The following is a 25,325-nucleotide window of genomic DNA, read 5'->3' as shown; positions in this document are numbered from 1 at the left end:
AATAAATTATTTTTCTTCTAAAAATGTTTTAAAATTGTTTAAATACGATTGATCTTGCTCTCTAAATGTACTTTTAAAATAAGGAAAAATACATGCCATTAAATAAGAATCGCTTTGACAACTAGCGTTTAAACGAATGGTAGTAACCCCATTTTTTTCAGAAAAAAGATAATCGTCTTTTTTTAACATATTTTCTGCATCGTAAAACAGGGTGATTTTTTCATTGGGTATGTAAGCCATTATTTTTTCTGTCATGGTAATTTCTTCACCTTGATTTAAAACCACCAAACTATACACACTACCTGTAATTCCTGGGTTTTTATGAACAGTTTCTACAGACTGTATTTCCGGAATCCAATTTTTTACACTATCTATTTTTGCAAAATTACTAAAAACCTCTGCTATAGGTTTGTTTAGAGTAACTTCTGCTGTATACCTCGTTTCTTTAACAATTAAACCTGTTACCAAAAAAGCACCCACTAAAGCTGATATTGTTATTAATATTACTTTTATTGTTTTCATTATATTTTTATTTTATTAAAATGATGTACTTGCAATGCTGAATAAAATCGAAAATAAAAAAGTGCTTAATGCTACTTTTTTTAATTCGCCATCTAATTCAGATGGAATATTATTTTTGGCTACTGTAACACAATTTTTTATTAGCGGTACAAATGCAATTAAATAAATGCATTGATAAATAGATCTGAAATCTAAAAAAGTAAATACTAACGCTGTAATTAAAGCTCCAAAAATTAAAAAATAGTGATATTTTTTTGCGTTTTTAGTACCTAACTTTACCACTAAGGTATTTTTATTGTTCTTTTTATCTTCTTCTCTATCGCGTAAATTATTTAAATTTAATACTGCTGTACTTAAGAAACCAATAGAAATTGCTGGTAAAAATATTTTAAAATTGATGGCTTTGGTGTATAAAAAATAACTACCTACCACACTTAATAAACCAAAGAATAAAAATACAAACAAATCTCCAAAACCACTATAACCATAAGCAGAATTACCTACTGTGTATTTTATAGCTGCAGCTATTGAGGCAATTCCCAAGACAAAAAACAAAATAGAATACCCAAAATTTTTACTACCAAAAGCAACGTAAATTAATAATAGTGCAATAATTAAAGTGATGATTGTTGTTATTATCATTGCTATTTTCATTTGCTTCGGTGAAATGACCCCAGAGGAAACCATACGAGCTTCGCCAGTTCTATTTTTATCTGAACCTTTGATGCCATCTCCATAATCATTAGCAAAATTTGATAACACTTGAAAACCTATGGTGGTTAGAATGGCTAACCAAAAGATTGGTGTACTCCATAAAGTGATTGTACTATTTGCATACATTAGATCTCCAAGCCCTAACTTACTCCCCACAATAATTCCAGAAATAGACAAAGGCAACGTTCTTAAACGTGCAGCTTTTATGTAACTTTTTACATCCATGATTTTTTACTTATTTCTATTTTATACAAGGTATAATTGTAAATTAATAATGCTTTTTCTATAGGTATACAAGGTATTTTAACTTTACCAGATGCAGTTTGAAAAACGATATCTGCTACGTTTTTTTTTACTTGAAAGATAGTTTGCTTCAACTTTACATTTTGAACTTTAAAAAATGGTAAAATTGTTTTGTGTGTTTCTATGCTTCCTTGACCAACTACTAATAATTCTTCGTTAAAAAAATAATATCTTTTCTTATATTTTAATTTGATAAACAAGATAAAAATTGGTAAAATAATAACATTTAACCCAAACACATAATTGTTTTCGAAACCGAAAAACAATCCAATATTTATTAAAATTAATAAAATTAAAGTTCTAAAATACAATCTGAATCTAAAATAAATATCTGGTAAGTTTTTTGTAAATCCTTCTAAATTTTCATTGGGAAAAAGTAGGTTTTTTATTTCTAAAACTTGGGCTTTTTTACAACCTACAATTTTAATAACCTTGTCTTGTTTTTTTTTTACTTTCCCGCTAATGGCCTGTTTAAAGGTGATAAAAGAAATACCCAACCATTTTTTAATGGGGTTTGTAGACACTGTAATGTGCTGTACTTTTGCTTTTTTTAAAACTACTGATTTTTTTGTAGTTAAACCTTGGTTAATTTCTAACGCATTATTTTTTATAAACACCGTTAAATCAAAATGCCTCAACACAACTCTAACTACAGAACTTAATACAGCTATAATAGTAAAAAAGATAAGCAACCCAATAATTAAAACAACACTTGTTTCTAGAGTAGATGTATTTTCGGAAATGTAATTATCTAAAATTTCTCTTTTTCCTAAACCATCAAAAAGATCGCTAATCTGTTGAAAAAAACCAACCAAAAGCGCAAATAAAATTAATAAACTTTGCAAGTGATTTTCTGTTAGACTTACTTTTATCAACTCAAAAAAACCAATTTTTAATAAAGGTTTTTCTATAATTTCTTCTTCGTTAGCAGCATCTTTTTTGTCGTAAATAGTAATGGCTTTTTTTAATGCTTTAGCCTCTATAATAGACAAGGCTTTTATAGATATTTCTGCTTTACTAGATCCAGCAGTTTCTATATTTACTTCGTGCACATTAATTATTTGCTGTATAATATTTTGTTTGTAATTTATGTTTTGAATCCTATCAAAAGGAATAGAAGTATTTGTTTTTTTTAAAATTCCTTTTTTTAAAATAAAATGATTATTATATATTTTAAATTGAAAATTTTTAAAAATTAAAAAAGCTCTAATTAAAAAAAATAACAACAAAAACCCTAGGCCAATATAGATGAAGGTTAGTGTATTTTCAGGAATTTTAGCAAATTTCTGAATGAATAAGAATAACAATAACCAAAAAGCTTTAAAAACTTTGTAGAGTAGGTTTAGATAAATAATAACAATGCCTTTTTTAGATTGATGTCTAAATTGGCTAAAATTTAGTGTATTATTCATCTATTTGATTGCTAATATACTCTTTAATCTGTTGGGCATCTTCTTTTAAAAGACCACTTATTTTTAAATCTTCACTACTATCACCAGCAGTAAAAACACTTAAAGAGGCTAAATTAAAAAACCGAGCTATAGGACCTTGATCTATTTCTACATGCTGAATTCTATTAAAAGGAACCGTAGTTAAACTTTTAAAAAATAGACCTTTTTTGTAAGAAATATCTTTTTCTCTAACTGCATATTTTCTTTTTTTTAAACCAATAATTTTAATAAAAACTACAATTAAATAGACAAAAGATAAACTAATATAAAATCTTAAAAAGGTATATTGAAGCTCAAAAAAGTTTATATAGTCTGCTACAAATAAAAGTGCAAACAATACTAAAAAAAGTAAGGATAGATTAATTAAAATAACTTTTAAATAGCTTTTTTCTATTTTTCTAAAAGTGATATTAGCAATTTCAGGAAAAGTAATAACTTCTAAATTTTTGAAAGAATCTATCATAAAAACTACTCTATGGCCTCTTTTATAGAAATTGGCTTATTATTTTTTAAAACTTGTACAAATGCACCTTTGTAAGAATTTCTTAATTGATTTCTATAATTTCTAGCTTCTAAATAGGTATAAAAATTACCCAATCTATACTTTATAAGTCCATCTTCTAAATATAATTGTACCCCTTCTAAATTTGCCAATTTTGCATTTTTCTTTTTTAAAGCAGCTATTTGTACGGTAAAAATCACAGTATCTTTAATTGACTTTGTTGTAACTTCTGATTCGTTACTAACTGTATCTATTTTTGTAGTATTTAAAATAGTTTCTTTTTGTGTTTGCTTTTTTGAGCAAGAAATAAAAAATAGCAGCGTTAAAACGGTTATTAAAAATAGTTTTTTCATAATTACAATTTATTAGCTTCAGCAATTAATTCGGCAATATCTTTTACAATAACTGAATCTTCTTTTTCTTTAAATTTGATACCATCAGTCATCATTGTATTACAATAGGGGCAACCTGTAGCAATAATTTCTGGTTTGGTTTCAAGTGCATCTTCTGTTCTTAGTATATTAACCTCTTTATCTCCAGCTTCTGCATCTTTAAACATTTGTGCACCACCTGCACCACAACATAAAGCTGTTCTTTTGTGGCGTTTCATTTCTGTTAGATTTACACCAAGTCTTCTAATTAAATCTCTTGGAGATTCGTAAACCTCATTAGCTCTCCCTAAATAACAAGGATCATGAAATGTTACTCTTTTACCCTGTAAAGTATTGTCGTCTATTTTTAAACGTCCTTCTGCAATTAAGTTTTGTATAAATTGTGTATGATGAAAAACGTCATATACACCTCCTAATTCTGGATATTCGTTTTTTAAAGTATTGAAAGAATGAGGATCGCAGGTCACAATTTTTTTTACTTCGTAACCATTTAAAACCTCAATATTCATAATAGCTTGCATTTGAAACAAAAATTCATTTCCAGCTCTTTTTGCAGCATCTCCTGTAGAAGATTCTTCGGTTCCTAAAATAGCAAAATCTACATTGGCTTGATGTAATATTTTTACAAATGCCCTAGAAATTTTCTTTGCTCTATCATCATAACTTCCTGCAGCACCAACCCAAAACAACACTTCTGGTTGCTTGCCTTGAGCCATCATTTCTGCCATTGTTGGTACGTTCATAATACTTTTGTTTAATTGTTAAAACTTATAGATACAATTTTTATTTATGCTTCTAAAAAATCACAATAAGTAATACTTACTGTTTACTGCCGCTATAAAACTACTTGCTTTATTAAACTTCTTTAGTCCAGTTTAATCTGTCTTGTTGGTTGTATTGCCATGGTGCACCGTTGTTTTCTACATTGGTCATCATCATATTTAATTCTTGTGGTGCTGCACTTTGCTCCATCACTAAATATCTTCGCATATCCATAATAATAGATAGTGGATCTATACTTACAGGGCATTCTTCTACACAAGCATTACAACTTGTACAGGCCCACAATTCTTCTGGAGTAATGTAATCATTTAAAAGTTGTTTTCCATCGTCTTTAAAAGTACCTCCATTTGCATCTATATTTCTACCCACTTCTTCTAAACGATCTCTGGTATCCATCATAATTTTACGAGGCGATAATTTTTTACCTGTTAAGTTTGCAGGACAAGCAGATGTACAACGTCCACATTCTGTACATGTGTAGGCATTCATTAATTGTACCCAATTTAAATCTGTTACTTCAGAAGCGCCAAATTTCTCTGGTATTGGTTCTTCTTCTCCTTCTGCAGGTGCTGCATAGGGGTCTGCACTAGAATCCATCATTAATTTTACTTCGTTGGTAACTGACGCTAAATTATTAAATTGTCCTTTTGGTTTTAGATTTGCATAATAAGTATTTGGGAATGCTAACAAAATATGCAAATGTTTAGAATAGTATAAATAATTTAAGAATACTAGAATTCCTAAAATATGAATCCACCAAGCTGTTCTTTCTACTGCATGTATTGTTTCTGTTGAAAACCCATCAAACAAAGGTGCTAAAAACTGACTTATTGGATTACCTACACCTGCTTGTTGAAAAGCTGGATCTGTGGCATTCATCACCAAAAAAAGTGTCATTAATACCATTTCGAAATAAAGGATTAGGTTTCCATCCATTTTTGGCCAACCTTTCATTTCTCTACTTAAAAAACGTTTGATATTTGCTAAATTTCTACGTGTCCAAAATACAATTACAGATACAAAAACTAAGGCTGCTAATATTTCGAAAGTTCCTATTAAAAAGCCATAGAAAGCATCACCCAAAAACCCCTGAAAAACTCTGTGTGTACCTAACAAACCATCTACAACAATTTCGAGAACTTCTATATTTATAATTATAAAACCAACGTAAACCACTACATGTAAAATACCTGAAATAGGTCTGCGAACCATTTTATATTGCCCTAATGCAATCTTTAGCATATTTTTAAAACGTAGGCTTGGATTGTCGGTTCTATTAACGTTTTTACCTAATTTAATGTTTCTAGTTAGTTTGCGAATATTCATCACAAAAAAACCAACACCTGCAAGTAATGCAATGAAAAAAAGTATATTGGGTAAGTATTGCATTGTAAGTAATTATTTAGTTAAACTATTCTTTTTTATCTTCTGCTGCTTCGAAAGGGTCTGAGTTTTTACCAAAGATAGAAAAATGTACATATCTTTTGGGGTTTAATTTAATATCTCTAAGTAATTCTTCTAACTCTTTGGTGGCAGCTTCTAAATTATTATACATTTTTTTATCGTTAATTAATTTAGCTATGGTACCATCTCCTGAGTTTAGTTTTGTAGACAAATCGTTAAAATTATCTACTGCATTTTCTGCTTTTGCTATAATTTTTTTAAAGTCTACAGCTGTTAAACTATCTGTAACTTTATTGATGTTTTCTGTAATGTTTTTTGTTTTTTCTAAGGTAACCTTTAAATTATCTTGATTATCTACCACCATAGAATTTACAGATTTTACAGTCTCTTTAATATTTGCAATTGTTGCAGCTAAATCTGTTACAGAACTGTTTATACTATTTACTGTTTTTTTATTTAAAATTTTGTTGATATTTGCAAAAAGCGAGTCTGCTTCTACAATTACAGCCTCTATTTTATTTTGTAACGGGTTTAATCTTTCTCCTATTGATGTAAATAAACTTTCTTCTATTTCACCTTCTAATGTATCTCCAGAAACCGCCCAATCACCTTCGTAACTGGGTACAATTGCTAAACTAGAATTGCTTAATGGATTAGGTGAATATATTTTTACAATACTTTTTTTTGAGAATTGAAAATCGTTTTCTACAATAAAAGTAACTATTAAATTACCTCTTTTTTTATCTGTTATATCAAACTCTATTTTATCTACTTTGCCAACTTTAAACCCATTAATGGTTACAGGGCTAGACTTAGAAAGGCCTCCAATTTTAGGATACTCTACCTTAAAAACTCTTTTACCAGAGTCTAGTAAGTTTTGTCCTTTTAAAAAATTATAACCCCATATAAAAATTGCAATTATAAGTATTGCAGCAATACCTGTTTTTAGTTCTTTTGACATACTTGTAATTTTTAAACAATATTACTAATATTTTTTAGGAATAAGTGCCAATTTTACCTCATTTTTAAGACTTCTTTTAGAGAAACTTTCTTACCATCTTTAAAAGCAACTATAAATGCTGATTTATATCCTTTAGCAACAGCTTTTTGCAAAGCTTTCTTAGTTTCTTTTAAACTACTTGAGTTACCGTAGTAATATTTATAATTAGAACCTACCTTAATTCTTTGTATATTTTTTAAACCTTTAAAGTTATAAGATTTAGTTGCTAATTTATTTTTACCAGAAGCTAATTGCACCTTAAACTCAATAGGTTTTTTAAGTTGTTTTGATGGTAATTCTGCTGTTACTTCTTCTATAACTGTATTTAATTTTAAGTTTTTTATGTAGTTGTAAATGGCCTCTGAAATAGCTGAAGACATTTCATTTTGACCTTTTTTAGAATTTAAATATCTACCTTCTTTCTTATTGGTTAAAAAACCCAATTCTACCAAAACACTTGGCATGATAGTTTCTCTTAAAACTTGGAAATTATCTTGTTTTACTTTTCTATTATTTCTTTTTAGTTTAAAAGCAAAGTTATTTTGTATTAAACTTGCTAAAGTTAAACTTTTGTCTAAATTTTCTTCTTGCAATAGCGATAAACCAATAACAGATTCTGCAGAATTAGGATCAAAACCCTCATATCTTTCTTTAAAGTTATCTTCTAATAAAATAACGGCATTTTCTCTTTTTGCTATTTCTAAATTCTTTTTATTACCTCTTAAACCTAAAACAAAAGTTCCTGCTCCATAAGCATTAGAGGTATGCGAATCGCAATGAATAGAGACAAATAAATCTGCTTTTGCGTGGTTTGCAATGTCTCCTCTTTTCCATAAATCTATAAAAACATCTTTTTTTCTGGTAAATATTACTTTAACATCTTTATTTTTGGAGAGTTTTTTACCAACAGCTAAAGCAACTTTTAAGGCAATATGTTTTTCTCTAAAACCGTTACCAAGATTACCAGGATCTTTACCACCATGACCAGCATCAATTACAACAACATATTGTTTTTGTGCAGAAACAGTATTAAAATTGAATAATAAAAGATAAGTAAACAATATTGTAAATAAAATTTTACTTGTATTGATATTTTTAGGTTTTTGTTGGGATTGCATCAATAAAATTTAACTAATTTTGAAATCTAATAATTTGGAGCTTCAAATATTGCACCACATTTTTAATCATAGACAAAAATAGTATTTATAGCATTGCAAACAAACCTATCATACCTACTTTTATTTTGCTGCTTGTTTTTTACCAAGATGGTTTATTGTCAAGACATTAAATCTACTAAAAAAACAATAATCCCGATAGTTACAAAAGATACAATTAGTACAACTAAAGAAAAACTTTTAGCCAGACAAGATTCTGTAATTATTAAAAAAAGAGACACTATAGGTTTAGATACTATAAAACCTAAAGAAAGTATAGAAGATCTTATTACACATATTGCAACAGATTACACGGTGCAAGATGCTAAAAATAAAACTGTAACACTTTATAACGAAGCCAATATTACTTATACTAATATCGATTTAAAGTCGGGAATTATAAAAATAGATTATAAGAAAAACACCTTATTTGCTAAAGGAATTATAGACAGTACAGGCTATGTACAAAGACCTGTTTTTAAACAAGGTAATGAAGAATCTGAACAAGACTCTATCATCTACAATTTTAAAAGTAAAAAAACCATAATTTATGGTTTAAAAACAAAACAAGGTGAAATGTTTACTTATGGTGAAAAAACTAAACGAGTAAACGACTCTACCTTATATATCAGAAAAATTAAATTTACAACTTCAGAAAAAAAGAACCCAGATTATTATATTGGTACAAATAAAGCAAAAATAGTACCTGGTAAAAAAATTATTGTAGGTGGAAGTCAGCTATATATTGCAGACATACCAACACCTTTATTTTTACCTTTTGCATATTTTCCCATAACAGAAACTAGTATTTCTGGTTTTTTAATTCCTGCTTTTGATACGGGTAGTAGTGCCAGAGGTATTGGTATACAGAATGGTGGCTATTATTTTGCTATAAGTGATTATATAGATTTAGCTGTTACTGGTGATGCTTATTCTAACGGTAGTTGGGGCTTACGAGCCAATTCTAGTTATAACAAAAGATATCGATTTAATGGTAGATTTAATTTTAGTTTCGAAAATAATATAAACGGTATTAGAGGTTTTGATGATTTTAGTAAAAACAATAATTTTAACATAAGATGGTCACACAACCAAGACCAGAAAGCAAGCCCAAATTCTAGATTTACAGCTTCTGTAAACTTAGGAAGTAGCAAGTTTTTTAGGCAATCTCAAAATCAGTTTAATGTTGCTCAAACACAAACCAATACATTTAACTCTTCTATAAATTATAGTAAAACTTTTGTTGGCACTCCATTTAATATGAATGTTACTGCAACACATCAACAAAACACCAACACAGAAGAAATTACAATGACCTTGCCTTCTTTAACATTAAATATGAATCGTGTTTTTCCTTTTGCAGGAAAAGATGGAGTGAAGAAAAACGCCATACAAAAAATGGGGTTTAACTATATTTTAGATGGTAAATACTTAATTAACACAACAGATGATGAGTTTTTAACTGCTAAAATGTTTGAAACTGCTAGAGCAGGCATGCAACATAAAACTAGCACAAGCACCAACTTTAAGGCATTTAAATATTTTACAGTATCACCAAACGCGAGCTACGAAGAAGTTTGGCAGTTTGATTATATTCAGAAGAATTATGATGCTGGAGAAAATGTAGTTGTAACAGATACTTTAAGGGGTTTTAAAAGTTACAGAGAATACAATACTGGAGTTAGTTTATCTACGAATATTTACGGTACTTTCAACTTTAAAAAAGGAAGATTAAAAGGGATAAGACATACCTTTAGACCCTCTATTTCTTATTCTTACAGGCCCGATTTTAAAGATAAATATATTCAGCAAGTTAGAGCTAGTAATGAACCTAATGATTTTGAAGAATATACTGCCTTTGACAGAGGTCTTTTTGGAGCTCCTTCTTCTGGTTTAAGCAATTCTATTGGTATAAGTTTAAACAACGTTCTAGAGGCAAAAGTAGCCCCCAAAGATCCAGAAAGTGATGATGAAGAAGATGAAAAAATTACACTTTTAAATAATTTAAACTTTAACACCTCTTATAATATTGCCGCAGATAGTTTACGTTGGTCTCCCGTTAGTTTTTCTGCTGGAACTCGTTTATTTAAAGACAAGTTAGCGATTAACTTAAGTGGTTCTTTAGACCCATACAAAGTAGTTAGAACAGCTTCTGGTGGTACTGCTAGAATTAATGAATTTAACTCTAACATATTAAGATTAACCAACGCAAGTCTAACTGCAAACTACTCAATTTCTAGTACCGATTTTAAAAAGGATAAAAAAGGAGGAAAAAAAGAAAATAATAGAGACCCAAACAACACTTCTGATGTTATTGGAGCTACCATAAACCCCAATAATAGAGATGAATTTGGAAATACAAACAAAAGTGCAGCGCCAGACAATGATAAAAATAAAGACAAAACTGCAAAATTATATCAAGCAGAAGTGCCTTGGTCTATTAATTTAGCCTACTCTACCAACTATACAAATAACGGTTTGGATGGTGGGCAAATTGGTGTACATAGTATTATGTTTAGTGGTAATTTAGAACTTTCTCCTAAATGGAGTTTAGGTTATTCTTCTGGTTACGATTTTAAAAATGGTGCTTTTACTTTTTCTAGATTTAATTTTTCTAGAGACTTAGATAGTTGGAATTTTAATTTTAATTGGGTACCTTTTGGAACCAATTCTTCTTACACATTTTTTATTGGTGTAAAATCATCTGTATTATCAGATTTAAAATGGGATAAAAACAAACCTCCAGATAGAAGACTGTTCTAATTGGAAGTTGGAAATTGGAAAACAAAACTTTTTGAAATTATCTTTTTTGTTTAAAAATAACCTAAAAATTTTAATTTTATAGTTATCAAAAAAACCAAAAAACATGAAAACTATTATCACTACAAAAAATGCACCTGCTCCAATAGGCCCATACAATCAAGCTGTTTTAACAGGAAATACCTTATATACTTCTGGTCAAATTGCCCTAAACCCAATATCTGGAAAATTAGTTACAGGCGATATCTGTATGGAAACAAAGCAGGTAATGGAAAACTTAAAAGCTGTATTAGGAGCTGCTAAAATGACTTTTGAAAACGTTATTAAATCTTCTATTTTTATTTCTGATATGAATAATTTTACTGAAATCAATAGAATTTATGGAGAGTATTTTGATAATGAAACAGCACCCGCAAGAGAAACTTTAGAGGTTGCTAATTTACCTAAGTTTGTAAATGTAGAAATTAGTATGATTGCTGTAAAATAAGCTTTTGTAGTATATCATTGAAACATCAGAATAAATGGCAGAAAAAATAGACAATATAGACAGCTATGTAAAAAATCATTACATACACAAAAGTAATTGGTTAAGAGCCGCTGTTCTTGGAGCAAACGACGGAATTTTATCAACTGCAAGTATTGCTATTGGTGTTGCTGCAGCAAGTGATGTTAGAGAACCTATTATTTTAGCAACTTTAGCAGGACTAGTGGCTGGAGCTTTATCTATGGCTGCTGGAGAATATGTTTCTGTAAGTTCTCAAACTGACATAGAAAATGCCGATATTGAACGCGAAAAGCAAGAGCTAAAAGAAATGCCCGAGTTAGAATTACGAATGCTAGCAAAAATTTATGAGGAAAGAGGTCTAAAAAAAGAAACTGCCTTAACTGTTGCAAAAGAATTAACCGAACATGATGCACTTGCCGCACATATTAGAGATGAATTAGGGATTAATGAAATAAGTCAAGCTAGACCTATACAAGCTGCATTTGCTTCTGGAGCAGCATTTACTGTTGGTGGTTTACTTCCTTTTTTAGTTACTTTATTTCACCCTTTAAAAAGTATGGAATATTCTCTTTATGGTTTTGCTATATTTTTTCTAATTCTATTAGGTGCTTTAGCTGCCAAAACCGGTGGCTCAAGCATTATAAAAGCAGTACTTAGAATTACATTTTGGGGCACAATTGCTATGGGACTTACAGCTTTAGTTGGGTATTGGTTTAATGTAAATGTTGCCTAAAATTGGATGGTAAAACATATAAAACAAAAAAACCTGATAGAAAAATCTATCAGGTTTTTTTGTTTTATATAAAATATACTTTCTACAAAGTAGCAGCATATTCTATTAAATCTACAATTTTTGTAGAATATCCCATTTCATTATCATACCAAGAAACAACTTTTACAAAGTTATCATTTAAGGCAATACCTGCTTTGGCATCAAAAATAGAAGTTCTAGTATCTCCAACAAAGTCTTGAGAAACTACCAAATCTTCTGTATATCCTAAAACACCTTTCATAGCTGCACTTTCTGAAGCTGCTTTCATAGCTGCACAAATATCTTCATAAGAAGCCGCTTTTTCTAACTTTACAGTTAAATCTACCACAGAAACATCCATAGTTGGAATTCTAAAAGCCATACCCGTTAATTTACCATTCATTGCAGGAATTACTTTACCTACCGCTTTTGCAGCTCCTGTAGAAGAAGGAATTACGTTACCAATGGCAGAACGCCCGCCTCTCCAGTCTTTCATAGATGGGCCATCTACTGTTTTTTGAGTTGCAGTTGCAGCGTGTACAGTTGTCATTAAACCTTCTACAATACCAAAGTTATCGTTTAAAACTTTAGTTATTGGTGCTAAACAGTTAGTTGTACAAGATGCGTTAGAAAAAATCTTTTGGTCTGCTTTTAATTCTTTGTTATTTACACCCATTACAAACATTGGTGTATGATCTTTAGAAGGTGCAGATAAAACTACTTTTTTAGCTCCTGCTTCTAAATGCTTTCCTGCAGTTTCTTCTGTTAAGAAAAATCCTGTAGATTCTATTACATATTCTGCTCCTACTTCATCCCACTTTAAGTTTGCTGGATCTCTTTCTGCAGTAATTCTAATTTCGTTTCCGTTTACAACTAATTTACCGTCTTTTACGTCTACAGTTCCTTGAAAAGCTCCATGAACTGAATCGTATTTTAACATGTAAGCTAAATAGTCTACATCTAATAAATCATTAATTGCAACAACTTGCACGTTGTCTCTTAATACTGATGATCTGAATGCTAATCTTCCTATTCTTCCAAATCCGTTAATTCCTACTTTTATCATTTTTTAATCTTTATATAATTAATATTCTACGTGGTCATAATATCAGAAACTCTTAAAAGTTCTTGATCGATTACGTGCCCACCTTTTATTGCATCTGCAATGCTTGTACTTATTACTTCGTTATCTTTTAAACCTACCATTAAATTGGTTTTGCCATCTAATAATAGTTCTACAGATTTTACACCCAATCTACTTGCTAAAACTCGGTCAAAACAAGATGGAGCACCACCTCTTTGCATGTGTCCTAAAACAGATACTCTAACATCATATTCTGGTAAGTTTTCTTCTACGTATTGTGCAAGCTCGTACACATTTCTACCAGACTTATCTCCTTCTGCAACTACAACAATACTAGAAGATTTACCTGTTCTTCTACTTTTTTTAAGAGATTCTAACATTCGGTCTAAACCAAGGTCTTCTTCGGGTATTAAAATTTCTTCGGCACCTGCACCAACGCCTGCATTTAAAGCGATAAACCCAGCATCTCTGCCCATAACTTCTACAAAAAATAATCTGTTATGTGATGATGCGGTATCTCTAATTTTATCGATTGCTTCTACAGCTGTATTTAGTGCTGTATCATAACCAAGCGTGTGTGATGTTCCAAAAATATCGTTATCGATAGTGCCTGGAATTCCTATAACTGGGAAGTTGTATTCTTGGTTAAAAACAACAGCTCCAGTAAAAGAACCATCACCTCCAATTACAACTAAGGCTTCTATTTCCTCTTCTTTCAATTTCTCAAAAGCCTTAGCTCTTCCTTCTTTTGTTCTAAATTCTGTAGAACGTGCAGACTTTAAGATTGTACCACCTTTGTTAATAATATTATTAACACTTCTTGCTGTAAGTTCTATAAAATCTCCTTCTATAAGGCCTTCATAGCCTCTATAAATACCTACACAACTTACTCTATAGTAGGCACAAGCCCTTACTACAGACCTAATTGCTGCATTCATTCCTGGAGAGTCTCCCCCAGAAGTCATGACTGCTATTTTTTTAATTTTTTTCATATTTATCTTTGGTAAAATTACTGTTTTTTAAACACTTGAAATAATAAAATTACGAAATCGTTTTAGCGTTTTCGTCCTTATTTTTATAGGTTTTTTTTAATTATATATTCCTTTATTTTTATCTGTTTTATGTATCATTTTTAAATTTTTTAAAAACAGTTTAAAAATATGCCTAAATGTAATTTAAAAGCCTGGTAATTATCGCTTTTAATTAAAAATTCATTTAGATCTTAATTTCCTTCAAAATTTTTAATATTGTTTTCAATTGTATTTTTAGAGTTTTTAAAAACCTCTTTTTTTGCGTTCTGTTTGAGTTTCTTTTTTAAGCCAATTTTTTGCAATAAACCAGAGAGTGTGTTAAAGTTTACTTGGTAAGAAAGACCAACACCCTGGGTATAACCCTGATCTTCAATCGTGTATTGAATTTCGTTTTGCCTATTAAAAATTACACTTCTAAAATTACCTTCTTTATTTAAAAGCACCTCTACTTTTACCTCTCCAATAACACTAGACTGAGTTTGTGTACCAATAGGCACTCCTACTTTTCCGTTTATAATAACTCGATCACTTACTTGTGTGCTTACAGATAAATCTACTTGGTTATCTATATTTAATCTATCTAAATCATTGTCTCTTTGTCCTTGTTGATAATCTACACCTAGCTGAAATTTGCTATCTGGACTGTTTAACAAACTAGAAAAGGCTGTTGCAATGGCACTAGAAGCTGTACTTGTAATCGTGGCATTGGCATCAAAATTTACTCTATCTGGATTTACAAAGTTACCGAATGCCAATAAAGAGATAAACTGTGTTGTTTTTTCGTTTACGTTATTATCATTTAAAATAAACTCAAGCTCGTTTGCAATAGTTGGATCTACATTGGTTAATTGTATGTCTAATTCTTGTTTAGAGGTAAATAAACCTCCTGTAATTCTTGCTACTAAATCTACCTCAATATTTCTATTTGAATTAAAGTTTTCTAATAAAACACCTGGGTTTGCTTTTGCTTTATACACAGCAGTCACATCTAAATTGGCGTCTGCAGGGTTTCCGTTCCAAGATACTGTACCTCCTTTTTGTATCACAAAAGGTTTGTTTACAATTCCTCCATATTTAAAATCGTACACTCCACTATCTACAACATAGTCTCCAAACATATTAAATTTACCTCTGGTATTTATTTCTATTTGTAAATTACCAGAACCTCTACCAGAAAGTTGACTTCCATAAACCTCATCTATAACCACTTGAGCAACAGCATCTTTAGTTATCTCTAGGTTAATATTTAATGACAAACCTTTAAGAGCCTCTAAAGCAACTTCATTTTGCCTTTCTTCTACAATTACCTCATCAGATTTAAAATGAATTAAACCAAAACTATCTACTGTTTCAACGTCTTTTAAAGGGACAACAAAAACAGTACCTGCCATTGTTTTGGCGTTGATATCTATGGTTAACCTATCTGTTAAGCCATAAATATCTGCAGAACCATCAATAAAAGTAGAACCATAATACAAAGCTTCTTCTGTATTATCTGTATCTAAAACCAGTAAATTATCGCTTTCTATTTTTAATTGTAAAAACCATTGTTTAAAGTTTAAGTGAGAAATACTTCCTTTTAAAATACCTCTAGTGTTGTTTTTTGTATCTAATAGATTAAAATTTTCTAAAATAAAAGATTGTTGTGCTAATGTAATAACAGATGGGCCTTGAAAATCATAATCTACATTTAAATATGGAAATTTTAAACCTGCATTTTCTAAAGTTAGGGTACCATCCATATCTGGATTACTTAAAAACCCTCTTAAAGAAAACGCACCAGATGCAGAACCCCTTAAAGAAGACAACACATCTTGACCTAAAGGACTAAAAGCATCAAGTTTAAATTCTTCTAAAAAAACATCGAGGTCTATTAAAGGCCTTTCTTCAGAAAAATCTAAATTACCATTTGCTGCAATACTTTTAACGTTTTTATTTTCTATGGCTAAATTTACTTTGTATTTCTTGTAAGAATTTTCTCCAATCACATTTACAAACAAATCTCCTTGTTTAAAATCGTTAACTTCAAAATCTTTTACTTTTAAAGAGGCTTCTGGTAAATAGCTACCTTCTTTTTGAACAAAATCTAAATGACCAGATAGTTGTCCTTTTAAGGATAGGCTATCTATAACTGGTAGAAAGCTTTCTAATTCTACTTTGGTAAAATCGGCTAAAAGTATTTTTTCATCATCGCCTCTTAAACTTCCGGTAAATTCGATTTTTTGTTCTTCTGAAACTAGTTTAAACTGGCTAAAATTAAATTCATTGGTTTTTAGATCAAATATAATTCTATCTGTATTTTTCTGATCTGGGTTAATATTCCAGGTATTTCCTTTAAAAATAAAAGAGGATTTTTCGAAACCTAATACAGATTTTCCTTCTTCATTAAACGTGTAGAAAAAGTCTAAATTAAAGTCTTCATTTTTCTTTTTTCCTCCAATAAATTCTGATTTAAAAAAAAGTGTATCATTTCTAGTTAAGTTTAACAACCTTAATTTAGAAACTTTATAATAATCTGTATTTAATTCATTTGCAGATAAAAAAGTATTGTATAAAGGATTTTTATTGTCAGTAATTAAAGAAAAATCTTTTACCTCATTACCATATGCATTTATTCTTGGTGATGAAATGTTTGCTCGAAATAAATCTTTATCAGAATTTATTTTTCCTTTAATTTTTGTTTGATCATCTATAGAAATATCAGGAAAAAAGACGGCTACAATTTGATTATAAATGGTAAAATTGAAATCTAAAAACTGATTTTTTTCAACTTCATAAGGCTGGTAGTTTGTATAAATACTACCCAATGCATTTTGTGCAACATTAGGTAGTTCTGCAAAAGAAAATTTACCAGAAATAAAACCATTTGCAATGTCTTTAGAGGCAACCTCTATGGTTTTTATACTATTTTTTATAGATGATGTAACTTGGAACTTTTTAAAAATGTATTCTTGTTGCTGATTTGTGTAAAGTACATTTTTAAAAATGGCTTTTCCAACAATATCATCTAAAGTATTACCTTCTATATCTAGAGCAATAGTACCTTTAACAACAGATATGCTGTCTCTTGTAAATAAATTGGTTTCTTTTAAGTTTAAATATGTAATGTTAGAAGTAAAATCGAATTTATGGGTTTTAGAAGATAAATCTGCCAAACCTTTAAAGTTCATTTTAAAATTTTCATCATCTATGGTTAAATCTCCATCAAATTTATTGTTTTGATACTCGCCATTTGCTACTAAATTTTTGTAGGTATAGTCATTAAAATTAAGTTCAGAAATTTTACCTACAAAACTGGTATTAATATTGTTTAATGTAAACCCACTTCCATCTACATCTCCTTTTAAAGAAATTTTACCAAAAATAGAATTTTCAAAAAATTTACCCATATCAAAATTTATCAATTCTAGATCTCCTTTATAAGAAGCTGTATCAATTTCGTCTATATTATCAATTTCTAGATCTGAAACAGCACCACCTATTTGAGAGTTTACACGAATGCCTGCCATCATTTTATCTGGAGTTATCGATATATTTCCTTTAATTATAAACTGCCCTAACTTTCTAAATTCTGATGGTAAAGTTTTTCCTAGAACATTGGGTAAAATATTTTTTAATTCATTGTAGGTTGCTGTTAAGTTGTTTAATTGTCCTTTAAAGGTAAAACCTCTTTCTGTGTTTACGGCATTTTTAAATGCTAAATCTCCATTTACTTTTATTCCTTTTTGTGTAGATAATATTAAATTTTTAAGTGTGAAATCATTAAGTAGACCTTTTATTTTTCCAGAAAAACTAATAATATCTTCACCACTTAACTCGTTGTAAAACTTTTTTAAATCTTGTACTTTTAATTTACTTTTATCAAAATTTCCCGTAATTTTTACTTTGTCTGTAAAGTTGGCTAAATCTTCTCTTTTATAATTAAAAACAATATCTCCTATCACTTTGGAGTCTTTGGTTTCTAAAACTGTATTTTTAAAGTTCATTGCAGTTTTAGTATAGCTATAATTGGTGGTTAGATTACTAACCTTTAAACCTTGATTTGTTTTAAAATATAGACCTCTAATATTTGAAGAAAAATCGGCTCCATTTACAATTAAATTCTGCAAATTTCCACCAGTATTAGAAGCAGAAAATCTAAGTTCTCTGTCTTTATTTAGATCGGTAATTCTAAAGTTTAAATTTTCCACGTAAATATTGCTTGCTTTTAAAATAAATGGAGGTGCAAGCGAATCTTTAGGTTTATCACTCTTAAAACTATCAATAAAAATACCCATATTATCTGTAGTTTCACCTTTATAGGTTTTCATGTAATAATAGGCATTTTCTATGGTAATGTTGTCAAATAGCAATTGACTATTTACAGCTTTTCTAGCACTTAAAATAGATGTACTTATTTTTTTTACAAAAATTAAAGTATCTTTATGATGATCTCTAATTTCAACCTCTTTTAACTGTATACTTCCCAAAAAAGATAAGTTTACTTTTCCAATTTTTAGATTGGTGTTATAAGTTTTGTTGATGTTCTGGGTAACGTATTTACCTAACTTAGTTTGCACGTAAGAAGTAGAAAGTAAAATACTTAGAAATAGTAAAAAGAGCACAAAATACCCAAACCATTTTACTATTTTTTTTCCTACTTTTTTGATGATAATTTATTTTTAAGGTGATGCAATACTGAATTAAATAAACAAAAATATTGCCAAATAATACAAATAACGTGCAAATTTAATAAAGAATTAAATTTCTATTGGTAAAAAAAGAAAATGACTATAAAATATACTTAATTTTGTGCAAATTTGCAGTATGGAAACACCTATTTACATTTTAGGCATAGAATCTTCTTGCGATGACACTAGTGCATCTGTAATTTGTAACGCACAAATATTAAGTAATGTTGTTGCAAACCAAGAAGTGCATGCAAAATATGGTGGTGTGGTTCCTGAATTAGCTTCTAGAGCGCATCAACAAAATATTGTACCAGTGGTACAACAAGCGTTAGCCCAAGCAAATATTGGCAAAGAACAATTAGCTGCTATTGCTTTTACAAAAGGCCCAGGCTTAATGGGTTCTTTGTTAGTAGGTACTTCATTTGCAAAATCTTTGGCTTTAGGTTTAAACATTCCTTTACTAGACGTTAACCACATGCAAGCGCACATTTTAGCGCATTTTATTAAAAGTGATGACAACAAAATGCCTCCTTTTCCTTTTATTTGTTTAACCATAAGTGGTGGCCATACTCAAATTGTAAAAGTGACCAATTATTTTGAAATGGAAGTTTTAGGAGAAACAATAGATGATGCAGTTGGAGAAGCTTTTGATAAATCTGCCAAAATCATAGGGTTGCCTTATCCTGGAGGTCCTTTAATAGATAAATATGCTCAATTAGGAAACCCAAAGGCATACCCTTTTACCAAACCAAAAGTGGGCGATTTAGATTTTAGTTTTAGTGGTTTAAAAACTGGGATTCTATATTTCATTCAAAAACAACAGCGCATAAACCCTAATTTTATAAAAGAAAACTTAAATGATATTTGTGCATCTATCCAATTTACAATTGTAGAAATTTTAATGGATAAACTAAAAAATGCTGTAAAAAAAACCAATATAAAACACATTGCCATTGCTGGTGGAGTTTCTGCAAATTCAGAAATAAGAAAAAGATTACAACTAGCTGAAAAACATTTGGGTTGGACTACCTACATACCAAAATTTGAATACACAACAGACAATGCTGCTATGATTGCAATTTCTGGGTATTTAAAATATTTAAATAAAGATTATTCTGATGTTTCTGTAACCGCAAAAGCACGTTTAAAAGTTACCGAATAAAATTTTATGAGACATTTTAAAAACAGACTCGTATTTAACCTTAGTTATTTTTTATTTTGGATGGGTTATTTTGCCTTTGCAAGATTATTTTTTCTTTCTTTTTACTTTGAAAAAACAAAAGAACTAGGGTTAACAAACACTTTAAAAACCTTTTTATATGGTTTGCAATTAGATGCGTCTTTTGCAGCCTATTTAAGTGTTATTCCGTTTTTAGCAACTATAGTTACCGTTTTTAGCAACGCTAAAAAAATCTATAAAACAATCTTATGGTACACCATAACAGTACTTATTGTTTTAAATTTATTTTTAATTATAGACGCTAGTTTGTACCAAGCTTGGGGTGTTCGTTTAGATACTTCTTTGTTAGCCTATATAAATACTCCAGAAGTTATGTTGGCTTCTGCATCTACTTTTCAAATGATTGCTGGCAGCTTATTTTGGATTGCATCAACCTATGTGTTTATTATCGTTTTTAAAAAATTACTACACTCAAAACACCTAAAAATAAAAACCAGTAATTGGTCACAAGCACCTTTACTTTTAATTCTAACAGCATCATTAATACTACCAATTAGAGGTGGCTTACAAACCATACCCGTAAACCAAAGTAATGTGTATTTTTCTAATAAAATGTTTGCAAATCATGCTGCTAATAATTTTATATGGAATTTTGCTAACACTATTACACATAAAACAAACGGAAAAAATATTTATAAATTTTATGATAAACATGTAGCTAAAAACATCATAAAAAAAAGAAAAAATCAACTATTACAACCAACCACAGATTCTATTTTAAACACTACAAAACCCAATGTTATTTTAATTATTTGGGAAAGTTTAACAGCCAAAGTAGTAGGTTCATTAGGTGGGGAGCCAAATGTTACAGAAAACTTAAACAGACTCTCTAAAGAAGGGGTTTTATTTACAAATTTTTATGGAAATGGAGACAGGACAGACAAAGGTTTACCTGCTATTTTAAGTGGTTATTATCCACCTCCTGTAAAAAGAATTATGCGAATGCCAAATAAAACAAGAAGTTTACCAATGTTGCCAAAAAAAATGAATAATTTAGGCTATAAAACTTCTTTTTATTATGGTGGAGATACCAATTTTGGTAATATGAATACCTATTTAAGAAATGCTGAAGTTTCTAAAATTGTAGATGGTAGTGAGTTTGATAAAAAAGATTGGAACTCTAAATGGGGCGCTTTTGATGATGTTTTTATGAAACGTTTTGCCAACGATTTAACCACAAAACAAACTCAGCCTTTTTTTACAGTAGCTTTAACCTCTACAAGTCATGAGCCTTACGAATTAAATAGCACCTATAAATTTGGCAAAGATTCTGAAGACAATCTTTTTAGGAGCTCGCATGCATATACTGACAAAGTTATTGGTAATTTTATCAATTTTGCAAAAAAACAAGATTGGTATAAAAACACTTTAATTGTAATCATGTCAGATCATGGGCATAGCTCTCCCAAACATACAGGAGAATATTTTTCGCCAGAAAAGTTTCAAATCCCTATGCTTTGGTTAGGTGGTGCTTTGCAGAAAAAAGGAATCGAAATTGACAATATGACGAGTCAAGTGGATTTTGCTTACACCTTATTAGATTTATTAAAAGCAGATAATTCCGATTTTAAATTTGGTAAAAATTTGTTTAACTCTTCAGAAAAACAATACGCGCATTACATTTTTAATAAAGGTTTTGGCACACTTACTAAAAAGAGTTTTTACTTATTTGATTATGTAAGCAACAAGCCTATTTTAAAATATGGTGATGAAGCTAACAAGTTAGATTCTTTGGGTAAAGCTATTACACAAGATGCTTATCAAGATTTTTTAGACAGAAAATAATTATTACTTTTTTTCTAGATGCTCTTCTATATCTGCAATATGATGTTGCAAAGCTTTAGCCGAAATTTGTATTTCTTTAATTAATAAAGCAAGTGATATAATTAATAATACCAACGCAAAACCAAAAATATAGGCAGCTATTAAAAAGAAATTAATGTAAATTAAAAACATCGTTAATACACAAAAAAGCAAGCTTGATATTCCAAAAATCTGCATCCATCTTGTTAGATTTAAACGCAGTTTTAAGTTTTTAATTTGTCTTAATAAAGATTTATCTTTTTTTTCTAAATAAATATCATGTAGGTTTCTTATTACAGAAGCATATGCCAAAAATCGATTGGTATATGCTAACATTATTAAAGAAATTGCAGAAAATAATAAAGCTGGCGTTGTTAATGTTAGTTGTTCCATATCCCAAAATTAAGTAATAATTTTTGATGTTTTAATTTAAAATCATTCTAAAATTAGAAACTCCCTTTAAATATTGTATTGCAAATAAATAATTAATAACTTTATGAAGATTTAAAACATCGCTATCATAAAAAAAATGGGTTCAGTAGACAAAAATGTAAGAATTAGTATCGCATTTGTTTTAGGTTTTGTGCTTTATACAAATGCAACTTCTAGTACTTTGGTTATTAATCTATTAGTATTAGTAGGTATTTTTGTTTTTATTAGTTTTTGTCCATTATATTTAACTTTTGGCATCTCTTTATCAAAAAAAATTAAAAGTAATTAGCCTATGAAATACAACTTTCTAATTATTTTATTCTTTAGTTTGTCCTTTTCTGCCCAAAACTTACCTAAAGAATTTGTGTATTTAAAAACAATTGATTCAAGCATAAAAAGTGAATTACGTTATTTTTCAAATAATAATTTCATAGGAAAACCGATAGATGGTTATGAAGGCAATTGTGTTATTGTAACTATTGAAACAGCAAAGGCTTTAAAAAAAATTCAACATATTTTATCAAAAAAAGAGTTAGGTTTAAAAATTTTTGATGCATACAGACCACAAAAGGCCGTAAATCATTTTGTAAAATGGGCTAAAGTTTTACAAGACACTTTAAAAAAAGCTAAATACTATCCCACCGTCTCGAAATCTGAATTATTTAAACAAGGGTATATTGCATCTAAATCTGGTCATTCTAGAGGAAGTACAGTAGACTTAACAATTATTAATTTAAAAACAGGAAAAGAATTAGACATGGGAAGTCCTTATGATTTTTTTGGTCAAAAATCGCATCCCTTTTCTAATAATATCACAAAAAAACAACGCGAAAACAGAATGCTTTTAAGAAATATTATGTTATCAAATAATTTTAAACCCTATGCAAATGAATGGTGGCATTTTACACTTAAAAATGAACCTTTTCCTAATACATACTTTAACTTTCCTATAAAATAAATAGTTTTAACAATTCTTAAACACCAACAATATAAATCGGCATTATATTTGCTCTAAATTGTTATAAATAACACAATGATATTTAAAAAAAATAACATTATACTTCTTATATGCATTTTATGTAGCTCACCTTTTTTTGCGCAGTTAGATAAAAGTAATGGCAATAACGAAAAAGGAAAGGTAAAAGCTATTGTTTTAAAAAACACCAAAGCTGTAGAAAAACCAAAATCTATAGAATTAAATGGTAACGAAGGTTTTAAAAAAGCATATGATAAAGAGCAAGAAAAGTTAAGAGAAAAACAAAAAAAAGACGCATTAAATAACAAAGGTATTTTAACTCAAAAAAAAATAAACGAAGCCCGTTTTTTAAAAGCATTTAAAAAAATAAACGGACAATACATTTATCCTAAAATAGACCAAGATTTAGGTAGCTTTAGAACTACTTCAAATAGTGTAAACATTATTTGTAGAGATTTTCAATATCCAGATGGAGATAGGGTAACTATTATGGTTAATAACATACCTGTAATTACCAATGTTTTATTAAAACAAAATTATCAAAGTTTTAAAATAAACTTAAATAAAGGTATCAATAAAATTTCTTTTGTGGCATTAAATCAAGGTACTTCTGGCCCCAATACAGCCGCTTTTAAAGTTTATAATGATGCTGGCATGCTACTATCATCCAATGAATGGAATTTAGCCACAGATGCCAAAGCAACTTTGGTAATTGCCAAAGAAGAATAACAGAGAAATAGCAACGCTACGAAAACGATTGAGTTAAATAAAAAAATGATGTTTTTTTATTCTATGTAAAACAGTTATTTTTGTATTCCAGTTTTTAAAACGATAAACGAACAACAATTTTTAAGAATGAAAAAAATCACCAAACAAACCTATTTAGATTGGTACAGAGAAATGCTTTTTTGGAGAAAATTTGAAGATAAATTAGCATCTGTTTACATTCAACAAAAAGTAAGAGGTTTTTTACACCTTTACAATGGGCAAGAAGCAATTTTAGCAGGCGCTTTACATGCTATGGACTTGTCTAAAGACAAAATGATTACCGCTTACAGAAACCATGTACAACCCATTGGTATGGGAGAAGACCCAAAAAAGGTGATGGCAGAATTGTATGGAAAAGCAACAGGAACTTCTAAAGGAATGGGTGGTTCTATGCACATTTTTTCTAAAGAATTTGGTTTTTATGGTGGTCATGGAATTGTTGGTGGTCAAATACCTTTAGGAGCAGGTATTGCGTTTGCAGATAAATACAAAGGAAGTGATGGTGTTACTTTAACTTGTTTTGGTGATGGTGCTGCAAGACAAGGATCTTTACACGAAGCATTTAACATGGCAATGTTATGGAAATTACCAGTCATTTTTATTTGTGAAAACAATGGATATGCAATGGGTACTTCTGTAGAAAGAACAGCAAACCATGATGATATATGGAAACTTGGTTTAGGTTACGAAATGCCTTGTGGCCCTGTAGATGCTATGAATCCTATTAAGGTTGCAGAAGCTATAGACGAAGCTTTACAAAGAGCAAGACGTGGAGATGGCCCAACATTTTTAGAAATGAAAACATATAGATATAGAGGACACTCTATGTCTGATGCACAGCATTATAGAACAAAAAATGAAGTAGAAGAATACAAAAAAATAGATCCAATAACGCAAGTTAAAGATGTTATTTTAGATAAAAATTACGCTACTGAAGATGATATTGCTGCAATTGATAAAGAAGTAAAAGCGAGAGTTAAAGAATGTGAGCAATTTGCAGAAGATTCTCCTTTCCCAGAAACTCAGCAATTATACGATATGGTATACGAACAAGAAGATTATCCTTTTATAAGTTAAAAT

At 29.5% G+C, this 25,325-nt stretch carries 22 protein-coding genes; 9 read left to right on the top strand and 13 right to left on the bottom strand.

Going from position 1 to position 25,325, the window contains the following annotated elements:
* Window positions 1–6: 6 nt before the first annotated feature.
* The 9 genes from Q0662_RS08535 to Q0662_RS08495 all read right to left on the bottom strand — a co-directional run bounded on the left by Q0662_RS08535 (window position 7) and on the right by Q0662_RS08495 (window position 8,189).
* Complete coding sequence (locus Q0662_RS08535) at window positions 7–522, bottom strand: SRPBCC family protein (protein WP_298948794.1); 516 nt, start codon at window positions 520–522, stop codon at window positions 7–9.
* Window positions 523–537: 15 nt separating this feature from the next.
* A complete protein-coding gene (gene menA / locus Q0662_RS08530; RefSeq protein ID WP_298948793.1) occupies window positions 538–1,461 on the bottom strand; it encodes a 1,4-dihydroxy-2-naphthoate octaprenyltransferase in 924 nt (307 codons plus the stop codon).
* Window positions 1,452–2,951, bottom strand: a complete 1,500-nt coding sequence (locus Q0662_RS08525) for a PH domain-containing protein (protein ID WP_298948791.1) — start codon at window positions 2,949–2,951, stop codon at window positions 1,452–1,454. Before Q0662_RS08525 ends, menA begins: the two co-directional genes overlap by 10 nt.
* On the bottom strand, window positions 2,944–3,453 hold the full coding sequence (locus tag Q0662_RS08520) for a PH domain-containing protein (RefSeq protein WP_298948789.1): 510 nt from the start codon (window positions 3,451–3,453) through the stop codon (window positions 2,944–2,946). Before Q0662_RS08520 ends, Q0662_RS08525 begins: the two co-directional genes overlap by 8 nt.
* A 5-nt stretch (window positions 3,454–3,458) precedes the next feature.
* Complete coding sequence (locus Q0662_RS08515) at window positions 3,459–3,845, bottom strand: SPOR domain-containing protein (protein WP_298948787.1); 387 nt, start codon at window positions 3,843–3,845, stop codon at window positions 3,459–3,461.
* A 2-nt stretch (window positions 3,846–3,847) separates the two neighbouring features.
* Window positions 3,848–4,627 carry a (Fe-S)-binding protein gene (locus Q0662_RS08510; protein ID WP_298948784.1) on the bottom strand — a complete coding sequence of 260 codons (780 nt, stop codon included), beginning with the start codon at window positions 4,625–4,627 and terminating at the stop codon, window positions 3,848–3,850.
* Between the two features lie 112 nt (window positions 4,628–4,739).
* A complete protein-coding gene (locus Q0662_RS08505; protein WP_298948782.1) occupies window positions 4,740–6,056 on the bottom strand; it encodes a (Fe-S)-binding protein in 1,317 nt (438 codons plus the stop codon).
* A gap of 22 nt (window positions 6,057–6,078) precedes the next feature.
* Window positions 6,079–7,032 (bottom strand): MlaD family protein, encoded by a 954-nt coding sequence (locus tag Q0662_RS08500; RefSeq protein ID WP_298948781.1) that lies wholly within the window; start codon window positions 7,030–7,032, stop codon window positions 6,079–6,081.
* A 53-nt stretch (window positions 7,033–7,085) separates the two neighbouring features.
* On the bottom strand, window positions 7,086–8,189 hold the full coding sequence (locus tag Q0662_RS08495) for an N-acetylmuramoyl-L-alanine amidase (RefSeq protein WP_298948779.1): 1,104 nt from the start codon (window positions 8,187–8,189) through the stop codon (window positions 7,086–7,088).
* Between the two features lie 147 nt (window positions 8,190–8,336).
* On the opposite strand from Q0662_RS08495, the gene Q0662_RS08490 reads away from it, so the two are divergent.
* The 3 genes from Q0662_RS08490 to Q0662_RS08480 all read left to right on the top strand — a co-directional run bounded on the left by Q0662_RS08490 (window position 8,337) and on the right by Q0662_RS08480 (window position 12,223).
* The gene (locus Q0662_RS08490) at window positions 8,337–10,988 is read left to right on the top strand and encodes a putative LPS assembly protein LptD (protein ID WP_298948777.1); all 2,652 of its coding nucleotides are present in this window, start codon (window positions 8,337–8,339) and stop codon (window positions 10,986–10,988) included.
* A gap of 103 nt (window positions 10,989–11,091) precedes the next feature.
* Window positions 11,092–11,472, top strand: coding sequence for a Rid family detoxifying hydrolase (locus Q0662_RS08485; protein WP_298948775.1), 381 nt, complete (start codon window positions 11,092–11,094; stop codon window positions 11,470–11,472).
* Between the two features lie 34 nt (window positions 11,473–11,506).
* Window positions 11,507–12,223 (top strand): VIT family protein, encoded by a 717-nt coding sequence (locus Q0662_RS08480; protein WP_298948773.1) that lies wholly within the window; start codon window positions 11,507–11,509, stop codon window positions 12,221–12,223.
* An 82-nt stretch (window positions 12,224–12,305) separates the two neighbouring features.
* Here Q0662_RS08480 and gap read toward each other — a convergent pair whose 3' ends face one another.
* From gap to Q0662_RS08465, 3 genes are all read right to left on the bottom strand, one after another.
* Window positions 12,306–13,307 carry a type I glyceraldehyde-3-phosphate dehydrogenase gene (gap, locus tag Q0662_RS08475; RefSeq protein ID WP_298948771.1) on the bottom strand — a complete coding sequence of 334 codons (1,002 nt, stop codon included), beginning with the start codon at window positions 13,305–13,307 and terminating at the stop codon, window positions 12,306–12,308.
* A gap of 26 nt (window positions 13,308–13,333) precedes the next feature.
* Window positions 13,334–14,317 (bottom strand): 6-phosphofructokinase, encoded by a 984-nt coding sequence (gene pfkA, locus Q0662_RS08470; protein WP_298948769.1) that lies wholly within the window; start codon window positions 14,315–14,317, stop codon window positions 13,334–13,336.
* Window positions 14,318–14,547: 230 nt separating this feature from the next.
* The gene (locus Q0662_RS08465; RefSeq protein ID WP_298948767.1) at window positions 14,548–18,915 is read right to left on the bottom strand and encodes a translocation/assembly module TamB domain-containing protein; all 4,368 of its coding nucleotides are present in this window, start codon (window positions 18,913–18,915) and stop codon (window positions 14,548–14,550) included.
* Between the two features lie 247 nt (window positions 18,916–19,162).
* Here Q0662_RS08465 and tsaD point away from each other — a divergent pair, with 247 nt between their 5' ends.
* Both tsaD and Q0662_RS08455 read left to right on the top strand, forming a co-directional pair.
* Entirely contained in the window at window positions 19,163–20,188 is a 1,026-nt protein-coding gene (tsaD, locus tag Q0662_RS08460; protein WP_298948765.1) for a tRNA (adenosine(37)-N6)-threonylcarbamoyltransferase complex transferase subunit TsaD, read from the top strand.
* Window positions 20,189–20,194: 6 nt separating this feature from the next.
* Entirely contained in the window at window positions 20,195–22,051 is a 1,857-nt protein-coding gene (locus Q0662_RS08455; protein ID WP_298948763.1) for an LTA synthase family protein, read from the top strand.
* 3 nt (window positions 22,052–22,054) lie between these two features.
* On the opposite strand, the gene Q0662_RS08450 is transcribed toward Q0662_RS08455, so the two are convergent.
* A complete protein-coding gene (locus Q0662_RS08450) occupies window positions 22,055–22,462 on the bottom strand; it encodes a DUF2721 domain-containing protein (protein WP_298948761.1) in 408 nt (135 codons plus the stop codon).
* Between the two features lie 136 nt (window positions 22,463–22,598).
* On the opposite strand from Q0662_RS08450, the gene Q0662_RS08445 reads away from it, so the two are divergent.
* The 4 genes from Q0662_RS08445 (at window position 22,599) to pdhA (ending at window position 25,322) form a co-directional block, all read left to right on the top strand.
* Window positions 22,599–22,790 (top strand): DUF2892 domain-containing protein, encoded by a 192-nt coding sequence (locus Q0662_RS08445; protein ID WP_298948759.1) that lies wholly within the window; start codon window positions 22,599–22,601, stop codon window positions 22,788–22,790.
* A gap of 3 nt (window positions 22,791–22,793) precedes the next feature.
* Window positions 22,794–23,459, top strand: coding sequence for a M15 family metallopeptidase (locus Q0662_RS08440; protein WP_298948757.1), 666 nt, complete (start codon window positions 22,794–22,796; stop codon window positions 23,457–23,459).
* 75 nt (window positions 23,460–23,534) lie between these two features.
* Complete coding sequence (locus Q0662_RS08435; RefSeq protein ID WP_298948755.1) at window positions 23,535–24,206, top strand: hypothetical protein; 672 nt, start codon at window positions 23,535–23,537, stop codon at window positions 24,204–24,206.
* A gap of 126 nt (window positions 24,207–24,332) precedes the next feature.
* A complete protein-coding gene (gene pdhA / locus Q0662_RS08430; RefSeq protein WP_298948753.1) occupies window positions 24,333–25,322 on the top strand; it encodes a pyruvate dehydrogenase (acetyl-transferring) E1 component subunit alpha in 990 nt (329 codons plus the stop codon).
* The last annotated feature ends 3 nt before the right edge of the window (window positions 25,323–25,325 follow it).

It is taken from the genome of uncultured Polaribacter sp., assembly GCF_947503855.1.
Classification (GTDB): Bacteria; Bacteroidota; Bacteroidia; order Flavobacteriales; family Flavobacteriaceae; genus Polaribacter.
This window is presented reverse-complemented; position numbering and strand designations above follow the sequence as displayed.